Genomic DNA, 25810 nt, shown 5'->3' with positions numbered 1-25810 from the left:
GAAGACCACATGCGAAATGGTCAACTCAAACCGGGTTACAATGTACAAATCGGAACGGAAAACCAGTTTATTTTAGCCTACAGTCTACACCGGAAACCTACGGACACCCGTTGTTTACAGCCGCATCTAGAAAAGGCGAGGGAGATCCTGGGGAAACTTCCGAGGGCGCTAATTGCGGATGCAGGCTACGGTAGTGAAGAAAACTACGCCTATCTGGAAAAGGAAGAGATTCAAGCGGTCGTGAAATACGGCGGCTACCACAAAGAAAAGAGCAAAGCTTGGAAAGAGAATGTCGGAAAGGTGGAGAACTGGACGTACAGTGAAACCAAGGATACATGGACGTGCCCAGCTGGGGAAACGCTGCATTTTCGCAAAGAGAGCAAGGAGACACTACAAAGCGGATATGAAATTCACAAACGTCATTACCGAAGCCAAAGCTGCGAAGGCTGTCCGCTGAAGGAACGCTGCACCAAGGCAGCAGGAAATCGGGAAGTGGTTGTCAGTCTGGAGAGGCTGCGGTACCAGAAGCAGGCTCGGGACATCCTGCGAAGCGAGGAAGGTTATGCCCTGGCCGTACGCCGAATGACGGAACCGGAAAGCGTATTTGGACAACTGAAGAATAACCGGGGTTTCCGGCGCTTTCTGCTTCGCGGCATGGAAAAAGTGACGCTTGAGGTCGGTTGGCTTTCGCTTGCCCATAATATGCTGAAGCAAGCCACGGTGGACCAAAAACGCAAGGCCGCGATTCTCCAATAACAGGAGAATCGCGGCCTTGTTGTCTTTGTACTGCCTCTTGAATACATAGGGGCTGTTTCTTATTTTTGAAAATCTACTTATGAGACAGCCCCCACCTTATGTTCTTAGCTATGGAGGCTATTATAAGCCTCATATAATTTATTCCCTAAAACGCCACAAAACATTGATACACAAACAGTCAAAGTTGATTGGATTCCGGTATTCTTAGTTTGCATATTCAACACCTCCAATAGAATTATAAAAACAAATAAAAGAAAGAAAGGAATGCAGGCGTTTATACTTTTGGTCGGGAATTCGGGATTTACCCCCTTTGTCATTAAGACAACATAGCTAAAAACACAAGTCGGAACTTCAAAATTATACCATATATTAGTGTGCTTTACAATTCAACTTATTAACTACGCTCGAGTTATTAAGTAAACTGTCCGTTAGCTTAATACCCTCGACAGTCTGTTGGATGATGAACAGTACGAGAGTACTGGACCGTTGACGCATATAGCGCACCAAAGGGAAGTGAGAAAATGGCGTTTGCGGTTGTGATCCGTGATGTGGGAAGTACACATGCAGATTTTTACGCTGGCGGAACATACCAGTGTGAACGAGAGACCTATCCAGTGACAGCATCAGGCGATATGGACGCTAAAAAGTATCGTACTCGCAAAATGGCAGAAAGAGCAGCAGAAGGGCTTGATAAGAGAACACGTTTTATGTGTACGGTAGTCGAGCTGCCTGAATGACGCAAACTATGAAGGAGGACGGGGCGTGGAGCAAAATATAAAGTTTGAGAATGGCGACAGTGTAAAATTCGGGGAGCAATGGTGTAAAGATCATAATTCAAAACATCTTATAGGCAAAACTGTCATGATGACCTCTCAGTGGTTTGAATATGACGATGATTTGGGCGGAGGTGTCGATCAATGTGCTGGGATGTTCGAAGAAGGAAGCGAAGAACCGGACAGCATCTATCATTTGTTCGGCAATGATTTCGAGTACTTTTCGGATTGTGAACTCATTAAGGGATCTGAAGAGGATAAAGCCGCTTACCAAAAAATCATTAGAGATGCCGAAGAAGAAGCAGCCAAGGTATGGAATGTCAGTGGACAAGAACATAATCCCATAAGGACCCGCGCCCAGCGCGGGTTTTCTGTTATATCAAACTAAGTTCTTGTCCTTTGCGCAGGACAAGAACTTAGTTTGATTGCCGAAATTGGACAAGAACTTGGTACTATTGCTGATTTGATATTCATCTAAATGATTTTTCAGTCCGAATGACCGTACTGAACTCAAAAAAGGATAGCTTTGTTATTGATAGTAAAATACCTCGAATAAAGACATATGATATGCCGAATACAAAAAAAGAAGTCGACCATCTCGTAGAACGACCTCTAATTATTTTTAATATGCAGTCAGGAACTGCAGACCTTCAACTGTTAAGGCAATCATATGTTCGTATTAGGCGGCGGCTTTCGGTCCAGCGCTGGTCAGTCCAGCCGTTCGGATCAATAGTCATTTTGTAAATACCTTAAATGTATATGTTGAAAGGTGTGAAAGCGCGTGATGGACATGCTTGTGGAATAACAAATTTCTGTTCAATAACCATATCATCAGTATCGACGCAAGCTCGCCACGCCTTCTAAGTTTAATACTGTCATGTGATCGAATGTCATTTTACGATAATTATGCATTTTGGAACCTATGACAAATTCATGTCTAACATAAACTCCGCTTGTTTATGCATAACGCTTGGTGGATAGGGCATGCCATTTGTAAACCACCACTCTACGAGTCCTACGTATGCTGGTGCAAAAAAATGGATCATGATGTCCTCGTTTAATCCGTTCTTTTTCCCCTCGATTCTTTCCCACCCAGTGCGAATATCCTCAATAACAAAATCAAGGAATCTGCTGCGGAAGAAGGAAGCCCCTATACTCGTCAGTAAAGCTGAAAAAAATGCATAATTTCTTTCAAAGTATTCAAACCAGGTGATATTGACTTCATCCGAAGGGGATTGGGGATAGCAGATTTCCCGGAGTTCATTGATATGTTCTTCAACGAGCTTATCTTGCGGTTCACGTTTGCTCTGTCGGAAATTTCTTGACTGCTTTTTTGATCGCTTCTTGCGACTTTGCGATCCGTCGATCCACTTTAGACATGCACGATCCCTACCTCCCATACTTATACCTCAAAATCTTTGTTTTTGTTACTTATTCCGCAAAGGCTCCGTATCTGGCCATTGCGATTGCTGACTTTATTAGCATAATACACAAGTGAGGTTTATTCCATACGAGAGTATAAAGAGGAGGGCTCGATATGCAAAATGTTATTTTGAACAACGGTATTGAGATGCTGGGCGTATGCACGAGGGGCCCAATGGCGTAGGGCTTTCTCGTAAAGCAATCATGTCCGAGATAGATAAGAGCCTGAAGCGACTAGGAACCGATTATGTAGAGTTATATCAAATTCACCGTTGGGATTATGATACGCCGATTGAGGAAACTATGGGTCTTTACATGACGTAGTTAAGTCTGGAAAAGTAAGATACATTGGTGCTTCCGCAATGTATGCTTGGCAATTTCTTTGTAGCTGAGAAGCGTGGATGGACTCGGTTTGTATCCATGCAAAATCACCTAAACCTCATATATCGGGAAGAAGAGAGAGGGAGATGTTGCCACTCTGCAAAGCTGAACAAATCGGCGTAATCCCCTATAGTCCACTTGCAGGAGGAAGACTAACAAGAGATCCAAAGGAATTAACTTATCGATCTGAAACGGATCAAGTTGCGAAACAAAAATATGATTTTACAGCAGCGGCAGATCAATTGGTCGTGGATCAGGTTGATGTTATTGCAGAACGTCACGAAATTTCCCGCGTACAGGTCGCATTAGCCTGGCTGCACAAAAACAACCGGTAACAGCACCCATAATTGGAGCTACTAAAATTTCACATCTTGAAGATGCTGCATCTGCAATTTCTATCTCGCTAACATCTGAGGAGATCTCATCGTTAGAAGAACCTTACGTACCTCACCGAATTGTAGGCCATCAGTAATTGTGGGATAAGACACTATTGAGTCCGCAATCTCAGTATTGGTGAAAAATCAAAGGAAATCTATCAGCCATTCAACTCTGGTAGATGTTTTTTGCTTTTATTCTTTGCACAAAAACAATGTTTACTTTTAATATCAATCGAGGAAATAGAGTAGAAGAGCCAACTGGGAATTTTGATTCAAAGACCCTGTTTGATTAAACTCCAGATGCGCTCAAACCTATCTTGGTAGTCTGGAGAATTCCATTTTTTGTTATAGTTCTAATAGAAATATAATTGAATTGCGATCAGGATAATCATATTTAATTGGCAAATCCTCTTTATCAATCTCTTTAAATCCAACCTTTTTATAGAAACCGTGTGACCTAGTAGCTTTAGATGGGGTATCTAAAATGATCTTAGAGAAACCTTGTTTCTTAGCAAAGTCAAGCAGAGCTTCATAAAGCGTTTTACCTGTCCCAAATTCTTTGCCACGGTAGTCTTTATAAACAAAAAATTTCTTTAATACAGCAACCTCCTTGTTTTTCTTTTGCAAACCAATTGAACCTACGACCTCTTCGTTTTCATTTAACGCTATCCAAAAATTACCGCCATCATTTATATAATTTGTATGAATGTCCAGAATGTCCGGTTGTTCTTTAAGACTAATACCCACTTTATATTCGACATTCTGTACATGCAATATTAATTTAATGACTTCTTCTTTATAACTATCATCGTAAACCGTAATCATTTATTAACCCCTCCAACCGCGTTTATTAGAAAGAATGCTATTATATATACCTTTTATTAAGTTTAGCTGCTTTTGCTGCTCCCCAAAGTACACCTGGATTAGCTCTATTTGGATAGTGTTCTAACATCTTATGGTAGAGTTCCTGTGCTGTTTCCGTTATTTCATTCAATCGGTTAAACTCTCGGATGTAATCTCGTGTTTCGGCGATAATTTTAGGATTATGTGTAGAGACGTTGTATCTCCAGTATCAGTAAACCCAGTATTCACTACGATAAGTTCTTGTCCTTCTAGCTCAAACTCACTTCCTTCAAGTTCCTGAGCGACGACTAGATACTCAGGTATCTCACTAGGAAAGAGGTTATGCCAGAAAGATTCAGGAGATATTTGTTCTTGCATGGCTTTGACAGCACCTGGAGTTGCTATCGCTTTTGCATCAGGGAAACAATCTAAAAGCATCTTTATACCAAAGAAATGATCACCATGATCATGAGTGATATAGATTGTGTTAAGTTTTTACCACTTTAGACAACCCAATCTACCAATGCTTGATTTTCTTTAACAGTAAGAAATGTATCAATGAGGACTGCGTATTGCTCTCCATAGATAAGCGTGGCCGTATTTGCCACCAGCTTCAGCAAATCTTGTCCCTCAGGTAATCTCTAATGAGACCTTGACGCTTTGACACTAACACATCCCAGTTTAGGGGATTTTTTTGATTTTAACTCCGTCATGTCCTTTCTCCTCCCTAACTATTTAGTGTTGTAAATAACTTAATTAAAAGGCCGTCCCAGAATCGTTTTTACATAATATCCTTCTGTTTTCAAATCTCCTTAAGATTAACCCGAAACTAATTATTAGTAAAATTGAATTTTAAGAAGTTATCCATTGATTTTTTTGATACTATAGAAGTGAGATTAAATTGAAAGTTGGTTAACTGATGGAAATACGTCATTTTATTACATTTAAAAAAGTTATTCAATTGGGTAGCTTTACACAAGCAGCAGAACATTTAGGTTACACTCAATCCACGGTCACTTCTCATATTCAAGCACTTGAAGAACATTTGGGTGCACCTCTATTTGATCGGATGGGTCGAAAGGTAAGATTGACTGATATAGGCAAGAAATTATTGCACTATACTCAAGAAATTCTGGATACTTACGAGAAAATCGAAAGCATTACAAATGATGGTGATGAAATGAGAGGAGAGGTAAGGATTGCGGCTCCTGAATCCTTAACGGTTTACCGACTAGAACCTATATTAAGAGAATATAAAAAGAAGTTCCCTCATGTTAGCATAATTTTAAGTAATGCTACTTGCGGAGATAACAAGAGAGCAATACTTAATGGTAGTGCAGATATTGCATTTCTTATGGTACCAAAGTTTCAGGATTCAGATTTAATCGTACATTCTTTATCGGACGAACCTATTGTGCTTGTTGCAAGTCCTGACAACTCGCTGATTGTTTTAGATGAAAGCTATGAAAATCAGAAGTTAAGCGAGTGTTTGATCACGAATGAGAAAGAATGCAGTTATCGAACTATGTTTGAAGAATACCTTCGAGAAAAAGGAATCGTACTTTCCAACACGATGGAACTTTGGAGTATTGAGGCGATAAAACGTTGTGTAATGAGTGGGCTAGGTATTGCTTACTTACCATTAATAACTGTGAATATTGAAATCAAGGATGGAAGATTAAAGGTTATTCCTTGCGAAGGTGATCATAAACAGATCTCAGCCCAAGTTGTTTATCATAAAAACAAGTGGATTTCCCCCGCTCTATCAAAGTTTATCGAAATTACATTGAAACACACAAGAGACTGGTCATGTGAGGAAATTATTTATTAAGGTAATTAGTTACATTTTCTCCTCCATAGTAGCAACTAAGCTTACGATGTATATGGGGGATGAATGGAGGGAGATGCGACAACCCTGTTTCCACCTTTACCGCGGCCTTCACTTCTAATTTGGATATAAACTAAAATCCCGCCAAGAGGATGAAGCTCAAAAGCTTGAAAAAAGTGATAATCAAGAGTACTTTCTGCGGCACCTTAACTGAGACTCAACATAGGACGTCCTTCATACAAGGTTCGCGTCGCTTTTGTATCAGGAATGGGAGAACACATCCACCTGCAACTGAATCCAGGCAACAAGTGACTATAGATGATACTCCTCAATGTCAGGTGGTATCCAAATATTAAAGTTAGCAAAAGTGGACGACCGTTTTCATTATGATCTTCAGAAAATGGTCGTCTCTTATTATTGCTTATCGCCTAAATTTCCAGTGAATACGCAAGCGCTTGTGAACGTGTCATTTCTGTACCTGTACTCCACAAATCATGCAATTCTTGCTCAGAAAAAACATGCTGAAGATCAAGAATTACCTCTTCATGCTCTGCGGGAAAATTGGGCATGGTCTCCCCGCCAGAGCTTTGGCGGCCTTTCTCAGCAGCTCCGAGAAGGATTGCAGCTTCGGTGAAGGCTTTCTTAGCACATACCGCAATGGCTAATCCTTCAATACCGCGCGATAGAATCCAAGAACCTCTGTAGATCTGGCTTGCGGCGATGCATTTTTTGAAATATTCAATAGCAGCAGCAATCTGCTCAAGCTTCAGGGCGGAATACCCCAGACTTTCGTACGGACCGGATACTTCCCATTGGTCCTGGACGGCTTCGAAGAAATGCACACTCTCATTCAGGAGCTTAGACGCTTCAAGATAATTATTCTGCCCTAATCGGAGCTTCCCGTAAGCATGCAATGAGGAAGCTAAATTCCACAAATCGCCCGTGGTTCTAGCAATATCAACGCTCATCTGTACCAACGGTTCGGCTTCCTCAAGGCGTTTCTGTTTGATGTGAAGAAACGCGAGCAGCCGAAGGGAGGAGGCAAGGAGAGAGCTTTCTCCCAAATCGCGAGCGAGTTCCACGCTTCTGATCGCCAAATGCATGGCAACTTCAACATTTCCACGGATAAATTGAATGACACCACTTCCATGCAAGGCCTTTGCGGAATCGGTGCCAGGCTGTCCTTCGTGTGTTTCGTTATCCAGAAAGCGATCCAGCCAGAACAATCCTTCCTTCAGCCTGCCTTCGTGCAGCCAGAACCAATAGAGGTTCGAGACCATGTGAAGCCCGAATGAATGGGCATGCGGATTGGAGTACGACCATTCCAGGGCAGAACGCAGATTCGCATATTCCCGCCGTACTTCATCAATACACGCTTCGCGTTCGCGAGTCCTGAACTTGGGCTCCGCACGGACCAAACATTGACTGTAATAACGAACATGGCGTTCAGAAAGCTGGTGGCTCTTATGCTTGTCGGTTTCTTTCTGCAGCTTCCCGCCTGCGTATTCCTTGATAGCTTCCAGTATGAAATAGCGGATGAAGCGGTAATCCTCACCGATCTCGATAGATACGAGAGACTTGTTGGCCAGGCCGGACAACAGGTCGAGCATGTCTTCGCGAGCGATGCGATCTTCCCGCTCAGGCATTCCGGGCTCACAGATGCAGATCGCTTCCGCCGCCTCCAAAGTAAACCCTCCCGCAAATACGCTAAGCCGCCTCAACAGCAGACGTTCCTTGCCGGTCAGCAATTCATAACTCCAATCAATTGTGGATTTGAGCGTTTGCTGCCGGGTCGCAGCTGTTCGTTTGCCTGCTGTCAGCAATGTCAACAGATTCTCCAGGCGTTCCTTGATTTGTTCCAGTGTCAGCATGTTCATTCGGGCAACCGCTAGCTCAATGGCTAACGGGATTCCCTCCAGCTTCTTGCAAATAGCGCCAACAAGCCTGAGATTCGGCAACGTGGGTTGAAACTGGGGCGCAGCAATATGCGCCCGCTCCAAAAATAGTTGCACGGCTTCAAAGGCTATAATCTCCTGTTCGGGTATTTCCTGGAGCAAATGCTCGTCCGCAGGAAAAGATAACGGAGGAAGCCGGTAGACAGATTCCCCGGGAATATTGAGCGGTTCCCGGCTGGTGGCAAGGATCGTCAGCCCCGGCGCGAATGCAAGAAGTGATTCAGCCAAAGACGCGCTTGCGTCAATCACATGTTCGCAGTTATCAAAAATAAAGAGCATTTTCTGGTCGGACAAGGCCTCCAGTATCGTTTGAAGATCGGTCCCGTTTGCTTGGTTCTGCAGCCTTAGTGTGGACAGTAGCAACTGGCCCAAGTCTTGCGGTTCTTTGACAGAGCCGAATTCAAACATCCATATCCCTTGCAGGTACGTTCCCCCGAGCGTTGAAGCCACCTGAACAGCAAGAGACGTCTTGCCTATTCCTCCGGGACCCACGACAGAGACCAAGGAGTGAGCATTCAGCCGTTCCTTCAAGTCAGCCATGGCTAGACTTCGTCCAACGAAGAGTGTAGGGAGCTTTGGCAGCCGTTGTGCTGCCGCGATTGAAGCCCGCGGCGCGGCAATTGTTGGTTTCGGTGTTATCCCTTCCATAGTAACCAATGTGTCGAACCAGGCAACGTCGAAATCCGGAAACTCCCGTGAGGTCGCTGACCGCGCTTCCGAAAAGCGCTTTATAGCATCCCAAAGCTCCTCCGCCTCTTGACGCGGATCGGCTTTCAGGAGAAGCCCTTCTTCGCAAAACGCTTGGATCATTAGTTTGAGACTGCCCACACTGGGGAGGCGGTCTCCATTCTCCCATTGCTGCACGGTTCGCGGATCAACGCCGACCCGCCGTGCCAAGTCGACTTGCCGCATCCGCTTGGATAAGCCGTGCCTGGCAGGTCTGGAACGAATTTTTTTGATCCATTCATGAGGCCAATCTTTTGACAATTTCCCGTCTTCCATCCTATCACCTGAATTCCATAGTTTCCGCAGCTTCACACGAACAAACACGAACTCATGTACATTCGTGTTCTGGATTCTAACAGATATAATTAGCAATATCAACAACAACAAGGAGGTAACACACATGCCATTGACTCGCATTACCACATTGAAAGGCCGCTCCAGCGAAGAGAAAGCCCGTATTGGAGAGGTCGTCTTGCAGACGATTGTGGACAAGCTACACGTCCCCCAGAACGATCGCTTTCTGATTGTAGAAGAATTTGACCGTGCCAATTTCAGCTTTGATCCGAATTGCCTGGATATTAATAGAAGTGACGGTTTTCTAATCGTTCAGATCACTCTAAATGCTGGCCGGTCAGCCGAAGTGAAGAAAGAGTTCTATGAGGCATTAGCCGAGCATCTGCATCAGCAGTGCGACATTAGAACGGAAGACGTGTTCATCAATCTGGTTGAGGTCACCAAAGAAAACTGGTCTTACGGTAACGGCATCGCTCCGTTCATCGTGTAATACACAAACTATACTTAATTAGAGGGGGAGTTTTAATTATGTCAACTGTACTTTATATTACTGCCCATCCCGGCAACCTTGAAGCATCTTACAGCCTTTCCGTCGGAGAGCAATTCGTACAAGCTTACAAAGAAAGTAATCCGGGAGATGAAGTAGTCCATGTAGACTTGTATCAACGCGACATTCCCCAAATTGACGTTGACGTATGGGAAGCATGGGGAACCCTTCAGAATGGTGGTTCGTTCGATCAATTGACTGCCGCACAACAACAAAAATTGACTCAGCTGAATACATTGCTTGATGAATTCGTTGCTGCAGACAAGTATGTGTTCGTAACACCTATGTGGAACTTCTCTTACCCTCCGGTAATGAAGGCGTACATTGATTCCTTCTGCGTCAGAGCCAAAACCTTCAAATACACAGAGAACGGTCCCGTTGGCCTGCTTGAAAACAAAAAAGCATTCCATATCCAAGCTACCGGCGGCATTTACTCGGAAGGACCTGTGGCGGATCGGGAGAACGGGAGCCGTCATTTGAAAACCGTGCTGAACTTCGTAGGCATCACCGACTTCGATAATCTGTTTATAGAAGGAGTATCCACTGCAGGAGGCCGCGCTCCACAAATCAAAGCCGATGCGATTGAGAAAGCACGCATAGCCGCCAAAAACTTCTAAGACTACATTTAGATAACACGATGCATATGCTTCGCAACATTCTGCCCATCCATCGCTCATCCGAGATACGAGCATTGGATGGGCCCTCATGGAGGTGTTCATGGGCTTTCGTATCGAAGGCATATTTGGTGAATTCAAGGAGTGAAAGAGCATGACAGAGCTTCAGGCACAAGCAGGGCTGAAAGCGGGGAAACGAGCAGGGGTGGCGGTCATATTGGGTGCCTTGGCTGCGCTCGCCCCGTTTTCCCTGGACATGTATTTGCCCGCGCTGCCGACACTAGCCAGCGATTTGCAGACATCACCTTCCATGGCACAGATTAGCTTGACTGCCTGCATGTTGGGACTCTCGTTCGGGCAACTGGCAGCCGGACCGCTGAGCGATATGCACGGACGGCGCAGGCCACTGCTTGTGGGGTTATTCCTGTATATCGCCGTATCCGTGTGGTGTACCTTAAGCGGGACCATCTGGTCATTTATCGCGTTGCGATTTGTACAGGGCCTGGCTGGAAGCTTCGGCGTAGTGATTTCCCGGGCGGTGGCGCGGGATCTCTTTTCGGGGGCCGAATTGACTCGCTTTTTCTCACTCCTGATGCTGGTGAACGGGGCCGGGCCGATCTTTGCGCCGATTGCCGGCGGGCAGCTCCTGCGGGTGGCTTCCTGGCAGGGCGTATTCGTAGCGTTAAGTCTTATTGCTGCGGCTCTGTTCGTTGCAGTCTTCACCAGTCTGGAAGAGACATTGTCAGAGAAGGACAGAGTGAAGGGCGGCTGGAAAGAGACGATTGTTACGTTCCGCACCCTGCTTCGGGACCGGACCTTTATGGGTTATGCCTTATCACAAGGTTTCGTCCTCGCTGCGATGTTTGCGTATATTTCAGGCTCCACGTTCGTATTTCAGGACTTATTTGGTGCTTCGCCGCAATTGTTCAGCATGTTGTTCGCGCTGAATGGGGTTGGCTTGATCATCGCTGGGCAAATTACGGGTAGGCTGTCCAGCAAAATAAGCGGGTATACACTTTTCGTCAGTGGAATTATGCTTGCAACCATTAGCGGCTTGGCGTTATTCGGGGTGTTATTGAGCGGTGGGGGGGTATACGCGGTATTAGTGCCGCTATTTTTCGTGGTATCCAGCGTCGGCGTGGTAACTACGACAGGCTTCTCCCTCGCGATGCAGAACTATGGACAAGCCGCCGGGAGCGCTTCTGCGCTGTTAGGCCTGATCTCATTCGTGCTAGGCGGACTCGCGGCACCTCTTACCGGGATCGGGGGAGGTCAATCAGCCATCCCTATGGGAACGGTCGTCGCGTTATCCAACATCGCCGCAGTCATTTGTTACCTCACGTTAATCCGAAGAAACCCGGCATCAGCAATTCGATCAAAGGGGGAATACAAATGAAAGTATCCTATCATGGACATTCCGTTGTAAAAATCGAAACAATCGGCACTACCATCCTGATTGATCCATTTATTACAGGCAACACAAGTACCGATCTGGACGCGGTCAGTATACAAGCAGACGTAATCCTGTTGACCCACGGTCACGGGGATCATGTAGGAGATACGGTAGACATCGCGAAACGAAACAACGCATTGGTTATTGCCTCGGCAGAGCTGGCAGATGTGCTCGGATGGGAAGGAGCGAGAACCCATGCCATGAGTATCGGCGGGGCGTACACCTTCGACTTTGGAAAAGTGAAGCTGACTCAGGCTTTCCATAGCTCTAGTTATATTAACCCGGAGACCCGAACCATCATCTACACGGGAATGCCTACCGGAATTCTGTTCACAGCCGAAGGTAAAACGATATACCATGCAGGTGACACGGGCCTTTTCTACGACATGAAAGTTATTGGGGAACGCAACGACATTGATCTGGCTTTTCTCCCGATTGGAGACAACCATACGATGGGACCGGAAGACGCCGCCGTAGCCACAGATTGGCTTCAAGCCAAACAAGTTGTGCCGATCCACTTCAACACGTTCCCGTTCATTCAACAAGACCCGCAGTACTTCGCCTCGCTCCTTAAGAAAGGAGTAGGGGTCGTCCTTAAACCCGGAGAAGCCATCCATCTGTCATCCTGAACATCAATAAGACACCGGAAGGAAGAAATGTTGCAGCCATCGCCCTGTATGTTTGGAAAATGGCTGCAGGATTTCTTCCTTTTATGTTAATTCGAGAGGTTGCATGGCATTATTTACGGCGCTTACTTGTGCTGTCAAGTGATGTCGAGTTGTCCTCCGTCAAAAATAACGAACATAACGAACACAAGTTATACACAAGCTGAGGGACAAGAACATGTTCCCATTTCCGATTAGATGAATATCTAAGTGGGAGTGATGATCTCTTTTGAGTGACTAAAAATAAGATACCAGTTCATCGCTCAAAAATATTTCATCCCCATTCAAAATGGATAAAACCAGCTCATCAATAAGCATTTAGCAAAGAAATGGGGAGGATGGTGAGCAATGTCATTAAGTTAAAGCGTAGAGCTAAAAATCATGAAAAAGAGCAGGTTATCGAAAAGATAGCCCGCTCTTTTTTTGCACAAAAAATACTTGACAAGCAAATGGAAATGTGTGGCGAAGCCCCTTGAAACAACAAGGAGGTTACATCTATGAATGAGTACGCGAACTCGCTAAAAGAAACGCAACCACTTCTGCTTTTGTCCAGCAAAGGAATAAAATTCTGCCGTCTGCTGTGAAATTCTTGTTTCATCAATTTACAGAGTCCTACATCCCAATATATGGTATAGAGTAAAAATGCTCTTATATTGAAAGTGAGGTGATATCTATATGGGAACTTTAAAAATAAAATATGAACGAGATCCGAGTATCTACAGGGAGCATGCTGAAAAACGAGAAAAACAATTGCTTGAAATTTTAAGCAGTCATGGTGATCTATACATAAAATGATCTGGCCCCCACTTCTCAGTGAGCACACGTTTCAACTCCGCATGCCATTTCTTGCCTTTCCCTCGTTACACAACCTTCGTGGCTGAACGATGGCATCTACGTAAAGTCTGTTGCATAAGTCATAGGCTGCGTTCAAATGCAGAAGGTTGTAGCCTTTCATATTCGGTTGACTTTGGAAATAGGTGTCCGTATCGGGGCCGGTCCGTTGCGATATGCAAATCCGAACCGTCAATGGCCAGTAATCGATACCCTCAGTAGCGCTTGATATCCGTATAGGAACTGCGGTTGGACCAGCAGACGCTTCGGCCGTAGGTTCAACAACAGCCGGCTGGGCCTCTTCAGTAGGTGCAGGGGCCGCCTGTTCTGCTGGATCATCATTGCCTGTGGTCAGCCCAATTATGCCTCCTACTACGATAACAATCGCCCAAAAGATCCAGCGCTTATAAAATGGCTTCTTCATGATATCTCCCTAAATCGATAATAATTTACAAATAAGGTCTATCAGATACAGGAATATATTTCTATACGGGATTAGTATCAGGATATATAATTATATCGAAAGATTACTGTGTAGGCGGTGTAGTTATGTCCTGGGAGCCTTTTGGATATATGGTGTTTTCGACGATTGAGACAATCTCTGTATATTGTCTAATAATGTCGCTATTCCGGTTTAGATTCCAAAGTTACATTTGGCAGGCCTTGTTCATGGTGTTATTAATCAATCTACAGAGTTACATAATGAGAAATGAGTTTTCACTTTCGTATCTCGTCCCATTGATAACTATTTTGCTATTTGCCGTCTTTTTTACAGTGGTTGTAAGAATACCATTGATTTGGTCGGTGATTGTTACAGTACTGGGTTACGTGGTCTATGCGTTTCTACAAACGGGTCTGGCAAAGCTATTGTTCGGATCAATCGCAATTGCTCAGAAAGATATTTCGGACGGGTATTTGCTGCAGTTTGCAAGCGGATTTATAGTCATACTGCTCTCAATATGGCTTTATAAAATTGGCTGGGGATTCAAGTTCGATTTTGAGCGATTACGCCTTAAATTTGAGGATGTGCTGATGATCATGCTAATTAGCATCTTCCTGGTCTTCGTTTCGGTGGTATTTTATTATAACGATTTGCTTGTCAACATACTTTTTTTTGCTGCAGTGATGGTATTTTTACTCTACTATGCAGTTCACAAGGAGGCAGAGGAAGACATTGATTGACGCTATTTCTACAAGATTGGCAACTGGGATTAAGAATACAGTTTCGGATCATCCAGCTTCTCATGCGGTGCTTAAGTTTGCTATTGCTGTGATTCTCAATGTATCATTCATCATTTTACTGACCCTTGTAGTATCACTGTTCACTGGACGAACGGCTGAAGTTGGGCTGATATTGATTTCCTTCGCATTACTGCGACAAGTATCAGGTGGTATGCATCTCAAATCTGGGACGGCATGTGTATTGTTTACCACTTTGTTATTTACACTCTTATCCTATGTGAATGTAAGCAACATGTATGCCGAGATAATGAACGTGGTGAGCCTCACACTTGTTTTATGGCTGGCTCCTATTGGAATAGAGCGGCAGACCCGGATTCCAAAGCGTCACTGGACAAAACTTAAGATTATTGCAGCGGCGTTGATTGTATCTAATATCGTACTTTGTTCCCCTGTGATCGCAGCTAGTTTCCTTGCTCAATCCATTAGTTTGTTAATTTCTTGGAGGGGGGTGAAATCATTATGATTAAAAATTTACACCGTAAAACTGTTTACAAGTTGGCATCTACTCTTTTGGCGGTGGCTACAATTCTTGTTACTACGACTGCTAGTATCGTATATATCAATCAGCCAGAAGTGCCTGATGAACTGCTGAAATAGTTGGAGGTAAGTATGTGTACTATAAGCGCAACTAAAGATGTAGAAGGTCGATCAGGGCTCGTGCCTGTAAGAGGGGATGATATAATATTCCTTGGTACAAATAGTTCGTCAAGCACCATACTATTGCACACTTTAGACTCTGTGTTTTACACAACCGGCACGCTTAAATATTGGACAAGGGTGTTAAATGCGTCGGGGTATACTTTCTACTTGGCTGATCGCAATAATAGTATAAATATCCAGAACATCGTGGAAATCAATGACTTATTGAAGGTCGCTTACTTCGAGCGAGAACGGACGAAGGATTCAAAATATTGCACGATGTCAAAAAGCGGAATTAAAAAAGTTTGTCAACTTGTGAGGGAATCAAAATCATCAGTAGTGTTTAATTGATAGCTATCCTTCGGGGTAGCTATTTTTTTGTGCATAGGATATCCAGCAAATTGTAGATATCGGAGAAAGGGAAACCTATGAGCTCACTAACTCCAATTAATTTCATATCGTCCGTGTTGGCCGAATGATCAAGGTATCTAAGGATGTCTTTCTAAAATGGCTGGAGGGATAATAAATAAGTGGTGCCCAAATCGGCACCACTTTTACTTTAGTCTACTACAGGGCACCCAAATGGCACCATTATATAAGTAGAGTCTCTATGACAACAGTCTGACAAAAAGAAAAAGCCTTGATAACCAAGGCTTTTCACGTATAGGACGGATGGGGTTCGAACCTATGACCCCTACCCTGTACTCGGTCGGGATCGCATATACCATGTTCTTTCCTTCGGTGGCGGCACGCAGTCCTCACACCTGTGGAGCAGCACCTTCAAGGAATTATCCATTATGACTACATCATATTTTCGGATACCGGAGCCGGGCCTCAGTTCATTCATAAACAGGTTGCCTGGTGGCAGCAGAGGCAGAAGGCCTGCGGGAATACGACTTAGTTTCTTATCACCCATCACAGGAGCATGGAGCGCGGGCTGGAGGAAATGCTGATGGGTACATTCATACAGACTATCAGCGTTTCCAGATGCCAGTATACTGCAGCACGCTGGACCCGGTAACCGGGGAGATTGAGGCTGCTGCCGGGATGATGCCCCGATTATTCCCGTCAAGCAGGCGGCCCGCCGGGCGGTGATGGAACTGCAGGGGCTGGAGTACCGGCAGAGATGCTGGACAACATTGGATTCATTATTGATATCGGCTTCAGCTATGACGAGATCCGCCGGATCAACGCCAGCCAGTCGCCGCAGAAAGAGACTCATGCGCTACTCTGCAATGAGCCGGGGATTTAAGGGCAAGCCCTGGTATTAACTTCGACCCTGACACATCCGTCTGCCGGATCGGTAAGCAGGCTGCAGGCGGGAACTGGACGGGAGAACATGGGATGAGTTTCCGGAAGGGAAGAAGACTGATGCCTTGACTCAATTTTAAAATGTGGAAGGCAAAATCCCGCGATAGGGGTTACTTCTCCGAATTCACGGACGGCAGAGGGGTATCTACTCAATCATGGTGGAGCAGTCCCCAGATGAGTAGTGACTATGCTGGACCCGAATATCTCATTAATCGTCACCCTAACGTGCGCAATGCACGACACAACTCCTTTTTTAAAGAGCAGTACAAGTTGGAGATGGCACGGATTAAGGACGAGGAAGGGGAGACACAGCCATAACACAAGTAAAGGTTATAGGGTATACAGTTGTCGATGAAAATCCAGAGTTTTGGAGAAGCGCACACTACTGGGTTTAGGTTGAACCGCTGGAAGGAAGGCAGCAAATAGGACGTTATAATGAAAGCGAAGCTTGAGCTGATGCTCCAGACTACTGCACTGACCCTGATGCCTCTTAGAGGTACAGGCAAAGGCTATAGAGGTAGATCCACTTCAATTTGTTGAGAGCATGGCGGATGTTATGCAAGATAAAATGTCGACAGTAATACACTGGACAAACTATGACGTTGCAAACATGTTAAACGCCACCCCCCGAGAGAGGGCAGAGGCGGCATATATAACGATACAACAAATTAACGGACAGTAGACGTATACTGTGCAGCAGAAAGGAGAGTCAGCATTTTAAACGATGGCAGCTCTGAACGAGGAAAAAAGTCATAGACTGCCGCTATGTTGTTGAACCAACGCTTCACGTTACCTTAGATTGTTTTTTAATAGATTAACTGACAATCTTTATGTTCCCATACATCAAATAAGTTTCCATCTAGGTCTTCAAAAACAAAAAACTTGCCGTAAATGCCTTCATTGCTAATAGGTCTAGTCGTAACTTCCTCAGAAGTTAGTCTCATGTGTAATGATTCAATGTCATCTGTAAAAAATGTTACAACCCACCGTGACCGTCCGTTTACTTCAAAAACTGCTCTTGTATCATTATCAGATTCAATTAAATCAATTATTGGACGGTTATCCCTGAATAAACTTATATAATTCCCTCTATCGTTTCTGATGTTAAAACCAAAGTGACTGACAAACCATTCTGCAGATTTTTTTGCATCTTTAACCGGAATTACATTATATGCGATTCCTAAGATTCTCCCATTTGCCATACTACTCAGCTCCTGTCATAAATTTATCTCTAAAATTATTTCAAGGTGCCTACCATATTATCCTGTCCGCTAGCTTAAAGAAGCTTTTTCATGGAGAGACATAGTGATTGATGCGCAGTACGAAGAAATGATGCATTAGGGCCGTCAGGCCATCGTCCGACAGCATAAACCCAGGCTTTAGCCGGAGGCCGAACCAGAGTCATTAAGGGAGTAGGAGTAACCCTACTCTCCCAAAGGAAGAGTAGACATTAACCGTGAAGGCGGAAGCTGGGAAATGATAGCTAAGTGTAAGGGTGAGTTAACCATCCAGCTTGTTTGTTGATGTCTTTAATGTTTGTGCAGCCTCATCTAGATAGATATCTAAAAAAGTACCATCAGTAAATTTAATAACCACAGCATTAGTAGTGATGGCGACATCTTCAATCGTTCTGCCTTTCAGTTGTTCAGGTATAACTTTAAAATTAGTCGATTCCACATTCATCAAATCCTTTCATTGATTACACATCTTAGTAATCGGTAATAAGTATATAAAACTTATATTAGTCTAACCCTTCTAATAAAAGTACGAAGATACCGGACAATAGACGCAAATTACACATTAGGGAAGAGAAGGTTGTTTTGATAACGAAATGATGTTTTTGTCCTTATCATCACCATGGTCCGCATCTTCTTCTATCTCTTTTTTCTAATCGTGAAACTCAACAAGAGAATGGGCCGTGATGTAGTCAAATGGAGTGTAATTATTACTTGGTAATTTTCTTGTAAGTAATACCTTGACAATGATGATTCCTAATGTGAGATAGAAAATCCCGCCTACTCCAATCAACATGAATTGTACTAAGTTCATTGTTAACACCGCCTTTGTTGGATTTTATAATTAAATGTTAATATTTTCAAGTTGCGAGGTTGCTGAGTGCTATTCATTCGACCGAGATTTGAACAGTACGAGAGTACCGGACCGTTGACGCATACTGCGAAGAAAGCAGGTTACGTTTCTCCTATCGCTTTCAGGTTATTAGACTATAGTTCGTTAATCGCTTGAACAACTAGTTCCAACGCTTTAAGTCTTCTTTCTAAAAGCGTTCTTTGTGGACTACCGATCTTTGACTTAGCATAACTGTTCTCGACTGATGGGGTTAAACCAATAAGAACTTTGCGGGCCTCTACTAAATCTTCATGTGTGTATTGATGAGGTTTTTGATTCCAGACTTTTTCTAGAATAGCTAAGCCGATGTAAACAGCATTAAGTCGTTTCTTTACTAGGGTAGTACTAGCGCCATTTTGAGTCATCTGGGACAAGGCGTTCTCGAGTTTTTTGATTGTAGATTGCAAAGATCTTATTGATTCCAATTTTTCTACATTAGATACATCTTCCATGTATATACTGTCCTTTCTTCGCTTCTAAATTATTATATTGGGCACTGTGTTCCAATAGGTCCTACTTTTTATCTTATAAAATTATATACCAGGACGATAGGCCACCGATACGACCGAAAAACCCAACGAAGTGGAGGCCGATACAGGTTGTCGGCTCTCCCCTATAACCGAGAGGAGCAATTATAAATGGCTAAAGCAAAAGCAATCAAGGCACCAAAGTTTCACCGGGAAGCAACTGAGGCAACGTATGACCTGCTGGACGATATGATTCACAACCACCACCGATACTTTGAAACCACCTCCTTCTTAATCCTAATGAAGCACGGCGGATGGAAGTCCAAAGGCAAAGAGATATTCGGCAAAATAAAAGTGTTGGGCGAAGACTTGCGCAGTACATGGGATAAGAACGCTATCCTGTACCTCAACGCCGATATGTGGGGCAAGATGAGCGAGCCGCAGCAGCGTTATGTTCTGGATCATGCACTCTTTGCCACCACCGGACATTGAAGCATTTGTAGAGGTTATTAAGCGCCACGGTACCACTACTCAGGACGTTAAGCGGCTGGTCCTCGCAATCAAGGAGGTTAACCCGGATCAGATGACCATAGAAGATGTAATAGGCGGAAAGAAACAGGGCGGTCCAGATCAGAAACCACTTGGTAACGGGGTACAGGTAAAGCAGAACCCTGACGGCACGGTGGATGTCGAGGAAGAGGACAAGAATCAGCTTACTATCGAAGAGATTGCAGCAGCAGAAGCAGCAGGGCAGCAGGCAAGTGAAGGCGGACCAATTATTCCTGAAGGCGACTCTGATGATCAATTCTAAATAATCACACTCTCCGGCTTCGGTCGGGGTGATCTTTTTACAGCGAGGTGATAGCAGGTGCAACAGAGCTTCCTGCCTGAGATAGATAGAGAGAGGACGCAGGCTGCCGTTGAGGTGCGCTATATAAGTACCGGGAAAACAAGTTCCTGACGTTCGATGAGCGAGAGGCAACGACCACAGCAGCATGGTCAGATTCACCAAAGGGATTCACCGGAGTGACCTCAGACCAGACATCGAACATCGCCATTCATAACGTAGATGGTAAGGCTGCGCGCCGGGAGTATTGCGAACGGATCGAACGTATTGTCAGGAGGCTTCCCCGAATGGAAAAGTTCTTGATAGAAGAAAGGAGAGTGAAACAGGTGAGTGAAGACACATATAAGAGTACTGCGGATTATCCGTCAGTGCTAACAGCTAAGGATATCCAGCAAATATTAGATATCGGGGAAAGGCAAACCTATGAGCTTCTTAACTCCGAACAATTTCACATAGTCCTAGTAGGCAGAATGATCAAGGTATCCAAAGATGTCTTTCTCAAATGGCTTGAAGGATAAAAAAAGTGGTGCTGATAATGGCACCACTTTTACTTTAGTCTACTACAGGGCACCAAAATGGCACCAAATCACTAATTGAGTCTCTATAGCAACAGCCTGACAAAAAGAAAAAGCCTTGATTATCAAGGCTTTCTGCGTATAGGACGGATGGGGTTCGAACCCATGACCCCTACCCTGTCAAGATAGTGCTCTCCCGCTGAGCTACCGTCCTGCAACGAAATTTATAATACCACAGGATGTAAGGTGAAGGCAATATTTTTTTCGGGGCAGATCCACGGTTTTGGGATTAGAATATTATTCCATTGTGCTATGCTAAGGATATTCTAGGCTAAGGAGAGGTTGAGATGGCTACTATTTTTAATGAACATAATGTTTCGTTTGAACAAAAACAGTCCCCGGTCCCGGAGTTTGCCTGGCACACAAGCAGGAAGCTGGCGGAGCTGGCAGGGTCGAAGCACCTGTTCTTTGAAATCAGGTCGCTGGATCCAGGGAAGTATTCGTATCCGTATCATTTTCACAGAAGTGCTGAAGAGATATTTGTGATCTTGTCGGGCCGGGCGACACTTAGAACCCCTACAGGTTACCAGGAAGTGCAGGAAGGTGACACTGTGTTTTTTGAGACTGGCCCGGATGGGGCACATCAATTGTATAATCATACCGATGCTCCTTGCAGATATTTGGATTTGCGTACGAATCTGGGGATCGATATTTGTGAATACCCGGATTCCGGGAAGATCAACATTCTGCCCTATGAAGAGGTCTATATGGCTGAGGGTAAAGTGGATTATTATGCAGGTGAGGATCATGTAGCTGAAAAATGGAAGTGAACAGATAAAGATTAGAATTGTCAACGCCTGGCGAAAAATCATGGCTTTCGAAAAGAGGACTGACTATGACAAGTGGCAGCAGCAAATTCAGAATACTGGGCGATTACATCAGATCGCGGCGGAACCGTCTTCAGCCGGAGCAGGCGGGTATAAGCGATTCCTACAATCAGCGAAGAACACCGGGGCTGCGCCGGGAAGAGGTAGCCATGCTGGCGGGAGTCAGCGCTACCTATTATACCTGGCTGGAGCAGGGAAGAGAGGTGACGGCATCCAGAGAAATTATCGAAAACATTGGGCGTGCTCTGCAACTGACCCCGGATGAGAGAAAACATCTGATGGAGCTATGGAATCCCCATGATACGGAGCCGGTTCCTTCTATTAATACGGTATTAAATCCGCAGTGGCAGGATATTATCTCGCAGTTGGCCTATCCCGCTTTTATCAGCAATGAAAGATCAGAGATTCTGGCCTGGAATAAGGCAGCCGCCGACATTATTTTCAATTTCGATTCTTTGCCTGCATCTGAGCGTGTACTGCTCCGCTTGATGTTTACCGATCCTTCGCTGCAGCAGCGTATGGAGAACTGGGAGGAGTTCGTTCGCCACTCGGTCGCGGTGTTTAGAACCTATTATGACAAGCAGCAAGGGGATCCTTTCTACAAAGAATTTGTGGATCGGCTCTGTGCGGACAGTCCGGAATTCAAGCGTATCTGGGAACTGCACGATGTTGAGTTGAAAAAGGTGAACAGAGTGCATATCCGGAAGCCTGCCGCTGATGCCTATGATGTCTATGATATTAACTCGGTAGCCAGTATTGCGGATCATCCCGATCTGCATATATGCGTCTACACACCGGTTCTGAATGCTCGGACAACCTGACGTCTCCCTGGTAATCATCTTACTAGCATAAACATACTGTGGCTGCCTCCCGAAGCGGCGGTTAGAATGGGGCTATATTACATTTTCCACAATAACGCAGAGGAGAGAGGGGCCCACAATATGCACACTAGAAAGCTGGGACAAGCAGGACTGGAAGTATCGGCCTTAGGCCTGGGCACAATGATGATGCCGGACAACGAAGAGTCGGTCCGCACGATTCTGGGAGCACTGGATTTGGGCGTGACTTTGTTCGATACAGCAGATATATACGGGGAGTTTGAGCAGCAGCGTTTTGGCAGCAATGAGAAGCTGGTGGGGCGTGCGCTTAAGGGCCGGCGTGACGAAGCGGTCATTGCGACCAAGTTTGGGGTTACACACACTGGGGGGCCGAAAGGCGATCCCGCCTATATTAAAAAATCCGTGGATGCCAGCCTGCTATATCTGGGCGTTGATTATATTGATCTCTACTATCAGCACCGGGTGGATCCGAATACACCGATTGAGGAGACCGTTGGTACGATGGCGGAACTGGTCAAGGAAGGCAAGATTCTCTACGTGGGTCTGTCCGAAGCGAACCCGGAGCAGATCCGCCGCGCAAATGCGGTTCATCCGATTACTGCGCTGGAAACGGAATACTCTCTGTGGAGCAGGGAAGTAGAAGATGAAATATTGCCTGTGGTCAAGGAACTGGGTATCGGCTTTGTGCCTTACAGTCCACTGGGGCGCGGATTTTTGACCGGTCAAATCAAGAGTTTCGATGATCTGCCGTTGGATGATTACCGGCGCCACTATCCGCGTTTTCAGGGTGAAAATTTCGCCAGAAATCTGGAGCTTGTCTCTATGATCGAACAGTTGGCTGTGCAAAAAGGCTGCGTCCCGTCTCAGCTCGCACTGGCTTGGCTGCTGGCTCAGGATAAGCATATCGTACCCATTCCGGGAACGAAACGCCTGGACAGAGTCCAGGAGAATCTCGGTGCATTGGAGGTTTTCCTGTCCAAGGAGGAGCTTGCGCAGATCGAAAGCATTTCGCCCAAGGGGGTTGCCGCAGGCGGACGTTTTCCCGGCCAGGGATAGAGAACAAAAAGAAATATACACTTATCCCCAAATCCGTTCCCTTCCGCAGCTGATTGATGTTAATCGGTTGCTGGAGGGGATTTTTTTGTCTCTTTCTCCTGCTCCCTCCGGAATAGTGGAATCACTGCCGTCAACATGATAATCTTGAATCAAACGAAGAAAAGGAGCAAAGAATTTGCCAGAGCCCAATGAACAAAAGAAAAAAACTTCCGCCGGACTAAAATGGCTGGGAGGCGGGGCAGCTATGCTGCTCCTGAAAGGAAAGGCGATACTGTCACTTTTAAAGCTGGGGAAAATCGCCGGTCCGCTGATATCCATGATGGTTTCCGTAGGGGCTTATGCGCTGATCTATCCTTGGCAATTCGCCATCGGATTTGTCCTGCTGCTGTTTGTCCATGAGCTCGGACACGTAATCGCCGCCAAGAGGATTGGTCTGCCGGTCAGTGCACCGTTGTTCATCCCTTTTCTGGGAGCTTTAATCACCATGAAAAAACAGCCGCTTGATGCGAAAATGGAGGCTTATGTAGCCTTTGGCGGTCCGCTTTTGGGCAGCGCAGGAGCGGCAGTTGTTTTTGCACTCGCCTATTATTATCATAGTCCGCTGTTGTATTCGCTGGCCTATATCGGATTTCTTCTCAACCTTCTGAATTTGTTGCCGATCCATCCGCTGGATGGAGGGCGTATTGCGACTGCGGTCACGCGCTGGCTCTGGCTGGTGGGGCTGATTGGCGGTTTGGGTGTGATTCTGTACCTGAAGTCGATCCTGTTCCTGATTATCTGGGTGCTGTTTGCCTATGATTTGTACAAGAAATATATCAGCCGGCGCAAAAACAGTCAGGTGAGAACGGCTGTGTTCAGATTCCTGATTCCAGTAGAGCATTTGCGGGAACAAGGGTATCTGATTCCGGGGCCTGAACACAAACGGGACTTGCCGTTTACTACCTACAGTGATCTGGAGCGCCAGCAATATCTCGGCATCCGTTACGAAAGCCTGGATTATTACGGAACCGCCAGACTTCCTGTACAGTGCATCATTGAGAAGGTCAAACTGACCGGACTTGACCAGGTGACGGCAGAGAATGGACTGCACTTGAATGCACAATGTGAGGTCCAATATACGGTATTTGAGAACGATAAATATTATGAGGTGCCGGTTAGCTCGCGCTGGAAATTCGGTGCAGCCTATTTTGCACTTGCAGGATGTATCGGCTTCCTGATGTACCTGGTGCATGTAGTGGGAAATGTAAATCTGTGATCCCCCGTTTAACAGCACTTCAAACCGTCAAAGCTGTAAAAAGCTAAAGGATAGGAGGAGTATGCTTATGAGCAGAAGATTACTGGTGAAAGCCGCAGTCTGTTTGCTTGTGCTTATGGGAATGGCGGGATGTGCGGATCGGGATGAGGCGCCCGGAGTGGTGGAGCTCCATCAGATGTCTGACCTGGAAGGACCGCTTAACCAGACGGACAGCACGCTGTCCCCGGTACTAGAGGATGTATATGGCCGTTCAATCCCGGAAGATGTCTATTCCACGCAATAGCGGCGTCTGGAAGGCCTGCTTTCTTGCTCTGTACAGAGAAATGGAATTTCTGTATAATGGGTCAACTATCATTTTGACCTATGGAGAGGAGACCAAAAAGGCAATGGCAGCAGAAATTGTGCATGTAACTACAGATGAACAACTCCAAATGGGGCTGGATATCCGTAAAAAGGTATTTGTGGAAGAACAGAAGGTTCCAATGGAAGAGGAACTTGATGAATATGATGTAGTGGGTAACAATGCCCATCATATACTTCTTGTGGATGAGGGGATTCCGGTAGCCACTGGAAGACTGATCTATTATAAAGCCGGAGCGGCCAAAATGCAGCGGATAGCCGTCCATAAAGCTTACCGCAGCAAGGGGTACGGAAGAGTTCTTTTACTGGCGCTGGAAGAGCTGGCCCGGGAGATCGGTCTTGAAACCTCTATTTTGGACGCCCAGTGCCATGCAGAAGATTTTTACATGAAGCTGGGTTACAAAGTAATTTCCCCGGAGCCTTTCTATGATGCCGGGATCCTGCATGTACGGATGGAAAAGGCGCTGTAAACGGGGCAAGTGGTTACATATTATTTTGCTTCGGAGGATAAGCTAAGGATTAAGTCTGACCATGGACAATCCAAATGCGAAGGAGCAGATTCCAAATGAGCAGTACACGCGAACGGTTTATTGCGGCTCAGCGTAACGGTGACGGAGATTTAACCAGCTTCCAGACCTCTTCAGGGCGGGTGCTGGATTATCAGCAGGCGTTGCGGGAGGTCCAGGCAGGCGCTATTGCCGGAGTGAATGTGTTCAAAGGTAAAGATGGCGAGATGTATATCCGCGGAGATGCGGATGGCGATCCCACCAACAATCTGGATCAGCTTCCGCAGTTTTAAG

Annotated in this window: 33 protein-coding genes, 1 tRNA gene and 1 pseudogene; 27 read left to right on the top strand and 8 right to left on the bottom strand. The window is 45.3% G+C overall.

The features are described 5' to 3' along the window. The 3 genes from ACTJKB_RS30265 to ACTJKB_RS30255 all read left to right on the top strand — a co-directional run. Positions 1-756, top strand: a 756-nt coding sequence (locus ACTJKB_RS30265; protein WP_440837949.1) for a transposase, incomplete at its 5' end; no start/stop codon positions are given. 521 nt (positions 757-1277) lie between these two features. After that, positions 1278-1493 (top strand): hypothetical protein, encoded by a 216-nt coding sequence (locus tag ACTJKB_RS30260; protein WP_440837948.1) that lies wholly within the window; start codon positions 1278-1280, stop codon positions 1491-1493. A gap of 25 nt (positions 1494-1518) precedes the next feature. Continuing rightward, positions 1519-1917, top strand: coding sequence for a hypothetical protein (locus ACTJKB_RS30255; protein ID WP_440837947.1), 399 nt, complete (start codon positions 1519-1521; stop codon positions 1915-1917). Positions 1918-2449: 532 nt separating this feature from the next. On the opposite strand, the gene ACTJKB_RS30250 is transcribed toward ACTJKB_RS30255, so the two are convergent. Next, positions 2450-2929 (bottom strand): TetR-like C-terminal domain-containing protein, encoded by a 480-nt coding sequence (locus tag ACTJKB_RS30250; RefSeq protein WP_440837946.1) that lies wholly within the window; start codon positions 2927-2929, stop codon positions 2450-2452. Between the two features lie 178 nt (positions 2930-3107). Between ACTJKB_RS30250 and ACTJKB_RS30245 the strand changes: the two are divergent. Continuing rightward, positions 3108-3804: pseudogene (locus ACTJKB_RS30245) on the top strand (aldo/keto reductase); the annotation flags it as partial. Positions 3805-4054: 250 nt separating this feature from the next. Here the strand turns inward: ACTJKB_RS30245 and ACTJKB_RS30240 are convergent. After that, positions 4055-4534, bottom strand: a complete 480-nt coding sequence (locus ACTJKB_RS30240) for a GNAT family N-acetyltransferase (RefSeq protein WP_440837945.1) — start codon at positions 4532-4534, stop codon at positions 4055-4057. Positions 4535-5471: 937 nt separating this feature from the next. Between ACTJKB_RS30240 and ACTJKB_RS30235 the strand changes: the two genes are divergently transcribed. Beyond that, on the top strand, positions 5472-6383 hold the full coding sequence (locus tag ACTJKB_RS30235; protein ID WP_440837944.1) for a LysR family transcriptional regulator: 912 nt from the start codon (positions 5472-5474) through the stop codon (positions 6381-6383). 425 nt (positions 6384-6808) lie between these two features. On the opposite strand, the gene ACTJKB_RS30230 is transcribed toward ACTJKB_RS30235, so the two are convergent. Next, positions 6809-9337 carry a tetratricopeptide repeat protein gene (locus tag ACTJKB_RS30230; RefSeq protein WP_440837943.1) on the bottom strand — a complete coding sequence of 843 codons (2529 nt, stop codon included), beginning with the start codon at positions 9335-9337 and terminating at the stop codon, positions 6809-6811. Positions 9338-9461: 124 nt separating this feature from the next. Between ACTJKB_RS30230 and ACTJKB_RS30225 the strand changes: the two genes are divergently transcribed. The 5 genes from ACTJKB_RS30225 to ACTJKB_RS30205 all read left to right on the top strand — a co-directional run bounded on the left by ACTJKB_RS30225 (position 9462) and on the right by ACTJKB_RS30205 (position 13110). Continuing rightward, positions 9462-9845, top strand: a complete 384-nt coding sequence (locus tag ACTJKB_RS30225; protein ID WP_440837942.1) for a tautomerase family protein — start codon at positions 9462-9464, stop codon at positions 9843-9845. Positions 9846-9883: 38 nt separating this feature from the next. Beyond that, positions 9884-10519 (top strand): FMN-dependent NADH-azoreductase, encoded by a 636-nt coding sequence (locus tag ACTJKB_RS30220; RefSeq protein WP_440837941.1) that lies wholly within the window; start codon positions 9884-9886, stop codon positions 10517-10519. Between the two features lie 151 nt (positions 10520-10670). Beyond that, complete coding sequence (locus ACTJKB_RS30215; protein WP_440837940.1) at positions 10671-11912, top strand: multidrug effflux MFS transporter; 1242 nt, start codon at positions 10671-10673, stop codon at positions 11910-11912. Continuing rightward, complete coding sequence (locus ACTJKB_RS30210) at positions 11909-12598, top strand: metal-dependent hydrolase (protein WP_440837939.1); 690 nt, start codon at positions 11909-11911, stop codon at positions 12596-12598. Before ACTJKB_RS30215 ends, ACTJKB_RS30210 begins: the two co-directional genes overlap by 4 nt. Before the next feature lie 374 nt (positions 12599-12972). After that, the gene (locus tag ACTJKB_RS30205) at positions 12973-13110 is read left to right on the top strand and encodes a hypothetical protein (protein WP_440837938.1); all 138 of its coding nucleotides are present in this window, start codon (positions 12973-12975) and stop codon (positions 13108-13110) included. Positions 13111-13460: 350 nt separating this feature from the next. Here ACTJKB_RS30205 and ACTJKB_RS30200 read toward each other — a convergent pair whose 3' ends face one another. Further along, complete coding sequence (locus tag ACTJKB_RS30200; RefSeq protein WP_440837937.1) at positions 13461-13889, bottom strand: hypothetical protein; 429 nt, start codon at positions 13887-13889, stop codon at positions 13461-13463. 314 nt (positions 13890-14203) lie between these two features. Here ACTJKB_RS30200 and ACTJKB_RS30195 point away from each other — a divergent pair, with 314 nt between their 5' ends. From ACTJKB_RS30195 to ACTJKB_RS30165, 7 genes are all read left to right on the top strand, one after another. Then, positions 14204-14647 carry a hypothetical protein gene (locus ACTJKB_RS30195; protein WP_440837936.1) on the top strand — a complete coding sequence of 148 codons (444 nt, stop codon included), beginning with the start codon at positions 14204-14206 and terminating at the stop codon, positions 14645-14647. After that, entirely contained in the window at positions 14640-15170 is a 531-nt protein-coding gene (locus ACTJKB_RS30190; protein ID WP_440837935.1) for an accessory gene regulator B family protein, read from the top strand. The genes ACTJKB_RS30195 and ACTJKB_RS30190 overlap by 8 nt, the downstream gene beginning before the upstream one ends. Next, positions 15167-15304, top strand: a complete 138-nt coding sequence (locus ACTJKB_RS30185) for a cyclic lactone autoinducer peptide (RefSeq protein ID WP_440837934.1) — start codon at positions 15167-15169, stop codon at positions 15302-15304. Before ACTJKB_RS30190 ends, ACTJKB_RS30185 begins: the two co-directional genes overlap by 4 nt. A 12-nt stretch (positions 15305-15316) precedes the next feature. Next, positions 15317-15697 (top strand): LytTR family transcriptional regulator DNA-binding domain-containing protein, encoded by a 381-nt coding sequence (locus ACTJKB_RS30180; RefSeq protein ID WP_074100695.1) that lies wholly within the window; start codon positions 15317-15319, stop codon positions 15695-15697. Positions 15698-16207: 510 nt separating this feature from the next. Then, positions 16208-16441: a hypothetical protein gene (locus tag ACTJKB_RS30175; RefSeq protein ID WP_440837933.1), complete on the top strand. Its 234-nt coding sequence runs from the start codon at positions 16208-16210 to the stop codon at positions 16439-16441. A 31-nt stretch (positions 16442-16472) separates the two neighbouring features. Next, positions 16473-16598: a hypothetical protein gene (locus ACTJKB_RS30170; protein WP_440837932.1), complete on the top strand. Its 126-nt coding sequence runs from the start codon at positions 16473-16475 to the stop codon at positions 16596-16598. 140 nt (positions 16599-16738) lie between these two features. Beyond that, positions 16739-16975, top strand: a complete 237-nt coding sequence (locus ACTJKB_RS30165; RefSeq protein ID WP_440837931.1) for a hypothetical protein — start codon at positions 16739-16741, stop codon at positions 16973-16975. A gap of 488 nt (positions 16976-17463) precedes the next feature. Here the strand turns inward: ACTJKB_RS30165 and ACTJKB_RS30160 are convergent, their stop codons facing one another. From ACTJKB_RS30160 to ACTJKB_RS30150, 3 genes are all read right to left on the bottom strand, one after another. Further along, positions 17464-17859 (bottom strand): VOC family protein, encoded by a 396-nt coding sequence (locus ACTJKB_RS30160; protein WP_440837930.1) that lies wholly within the window; start codon positions 17857-17859, stop codon positions 17464-17466. A gap of 298 nt (positions 17860-18157) precedes the next feature. Further along, positions 18158-18334: a hypothetical protein gene (locus ACTJKB_RS30155; RefSeq protein WP_440837929.1), complete on the bottom strand. Its 177-nt coding sequence runs from the start codon at positions 18332-18334 to the stop codon at positions 18158-18160. A gap of 545 nt (positions 18335-18879) precedes the next feature. Then, positions 18880-19236 (bottom strand): hypothetical protein, encoded by a 357-nt coding sequence (locus tag ACTJKB_RS30150; RefSeq protein ID WP_440837928.1) that lies wholly within the window; start codon positions 19234-19236, stop codon positions 18880-18882. Between the two features lie 186 nt (positions 19237-19422). On the opposite strand from ACTJKB_RS30150, the gene ACTJKB_RS30145 reads away from it, so the two are divergent. From ACTJKB_RS30145 to ACTJKB_RS30135, 3 genes are all read left to right on the top strand, one after another. Continuing rightward, positions 19423-19743, top strand: a complete 321-nt coding sequence (locus ACTJKB_RS30145; RefSeq protein ID WP_440837927.1) for a putative metallopeptidase — start codon at positions 19423-19425, stop codon at positions 19741-19743. Continuing rightward, the gene (locus tag ACTJKB_RS30140; protein WP_440837926.1) at positions 19703-20062 is read left to right on the top strand and encodes a hypothetical protein; all 360 of its coding nucleotides are present in this window, start codon (positions 19703-19705) and stop codon (positions 20060-20062) included. The genes ACTJKB_RS30145 and ACTJKB_RS30140 overlap by 41 nt, the downstream gene beginning before the upstream one ends. Positions 20063-20385: 323 nt before the next feature. Further along, positions 20386-20616 carry a helix-turn-helix domain-containing protein gene (locus tag ACTJKB_RS30135; protein ID WP_440837925.1) on the top strand — a complete coding sequence of 77 codons (231 nt, stop codon included), beginning with the start codon at positions 20386-20388 and terminating at the stop codon, positions 20614-20616. A 139-nt stretch (positions 20617-20755) separates the two neighbouring features. Here ACTJKB_RS30135 and ACTJKB_RS30130 read toward each other — a convergent pair. Continuing rightward, positions 20756-20827, bottom strand: a tRNA-Val gene (locus ACTJKB_RS30130). Between the two features lie 133 nt (positions 20828-20960). On the opposite strand from ACTJKB_RS30130, the gene ACTJKB_RS30125 reads away from it, so the two are divergent. From ACTJKB_RS30125 to ACTJKB_RS30095, 7 genes are all read left to right on the top strand, one after another. Then, on the top strand, positions 20961-21443 hold the full coding sequence (locus ACTJKB_RS30125; RefSeq protein ID WP_440837924.1) for a cupin domain-containing protein: 483 nt from the start codon (positions 20961-20963) through the stop codon (positions 21441-21443). 65 nt (positions 21444-21508) lie between these two features. Then, complete coding sequence (locus ACTJKB_RS30120; protein ID WP_440837923.1) at positions 21509-22321, top strand: helix-turn-helix transcriptional regulator; 813 nt, start codon at positions 21509-21511, stop codon at positions 22319-22321. A gap of 120 nt (positions 22322-22441) precedes the next feature. Then, positions 22442-23395 (top strand): aldo/keto reductase, encoded by a 954-nt coding sequence (locus ACTJKB_RS30115; RefSeq protein WP_440837922.1) that lies wholly within the window; start codon positions 22442-22444, stop codon positions 23393-23395. 175 nt (positions 23396-23570) lie between these two features. Next, the gene (locus tag ACTJKB_RS30110; protein WP_440837921.1) at positions 23571-24650 is read left to right on the top strand and encodes a site-2 protease family protein; all 1080 of its coding nucleotides are present in this window, start codon (positions 23571-23573) and stop codon (positions 24648-24650) included. A gap of 67 nt (positions 24651-24717) precedes the next feature. Then, positions 24718-24933: a hypothetical protein gene (locus tag ACTJKB_RS30105; RefSeq protein ID WP_440837920.1), complete on the top strand. Its 216-nt coding sequence runs from the start codon at positions 24718-24720 to the stop codon at positions 24931-24933. 103 nt (positions 24934-25036) lie between these two features. Further along, complete coding sequence (locus ACTJKB_RS30100) at positions 25037-25480, top strand: GNAT family N-acetyltransferase (RefSeq protein ID WP_440837919.1); 444 nt, start codon at positions 25037-25039, stop codon at positions 25478-25480. 95 nt (positions 25481-25575) lie between these two features. Next, on the top strand, positions 25576-25809 hold the full coding sequence (locus tag ACTJKB_RS30095) for a DUF3892 domain-containing protein (protein WP_440837918.1): 234 nt from the start codon (positions 25576-25578) through the stop codon (positions 25807-25809). Position 25810 lies beyond the last annotated feature (1 nt).

Origin of the sequence: Paenibacillus sp. 22594 (assembly GCF_052044425.1) — a bacterium.
Taxonomy (GTDB): domain Bacteria; phylum Bacillota; class Bacilli; order Paenibacillales; family Paenibacillaceae; genus Paenibacillus_AQ.
This window is presented reverse-complemented; position numbering and strand designations above follow the sequence as displayed.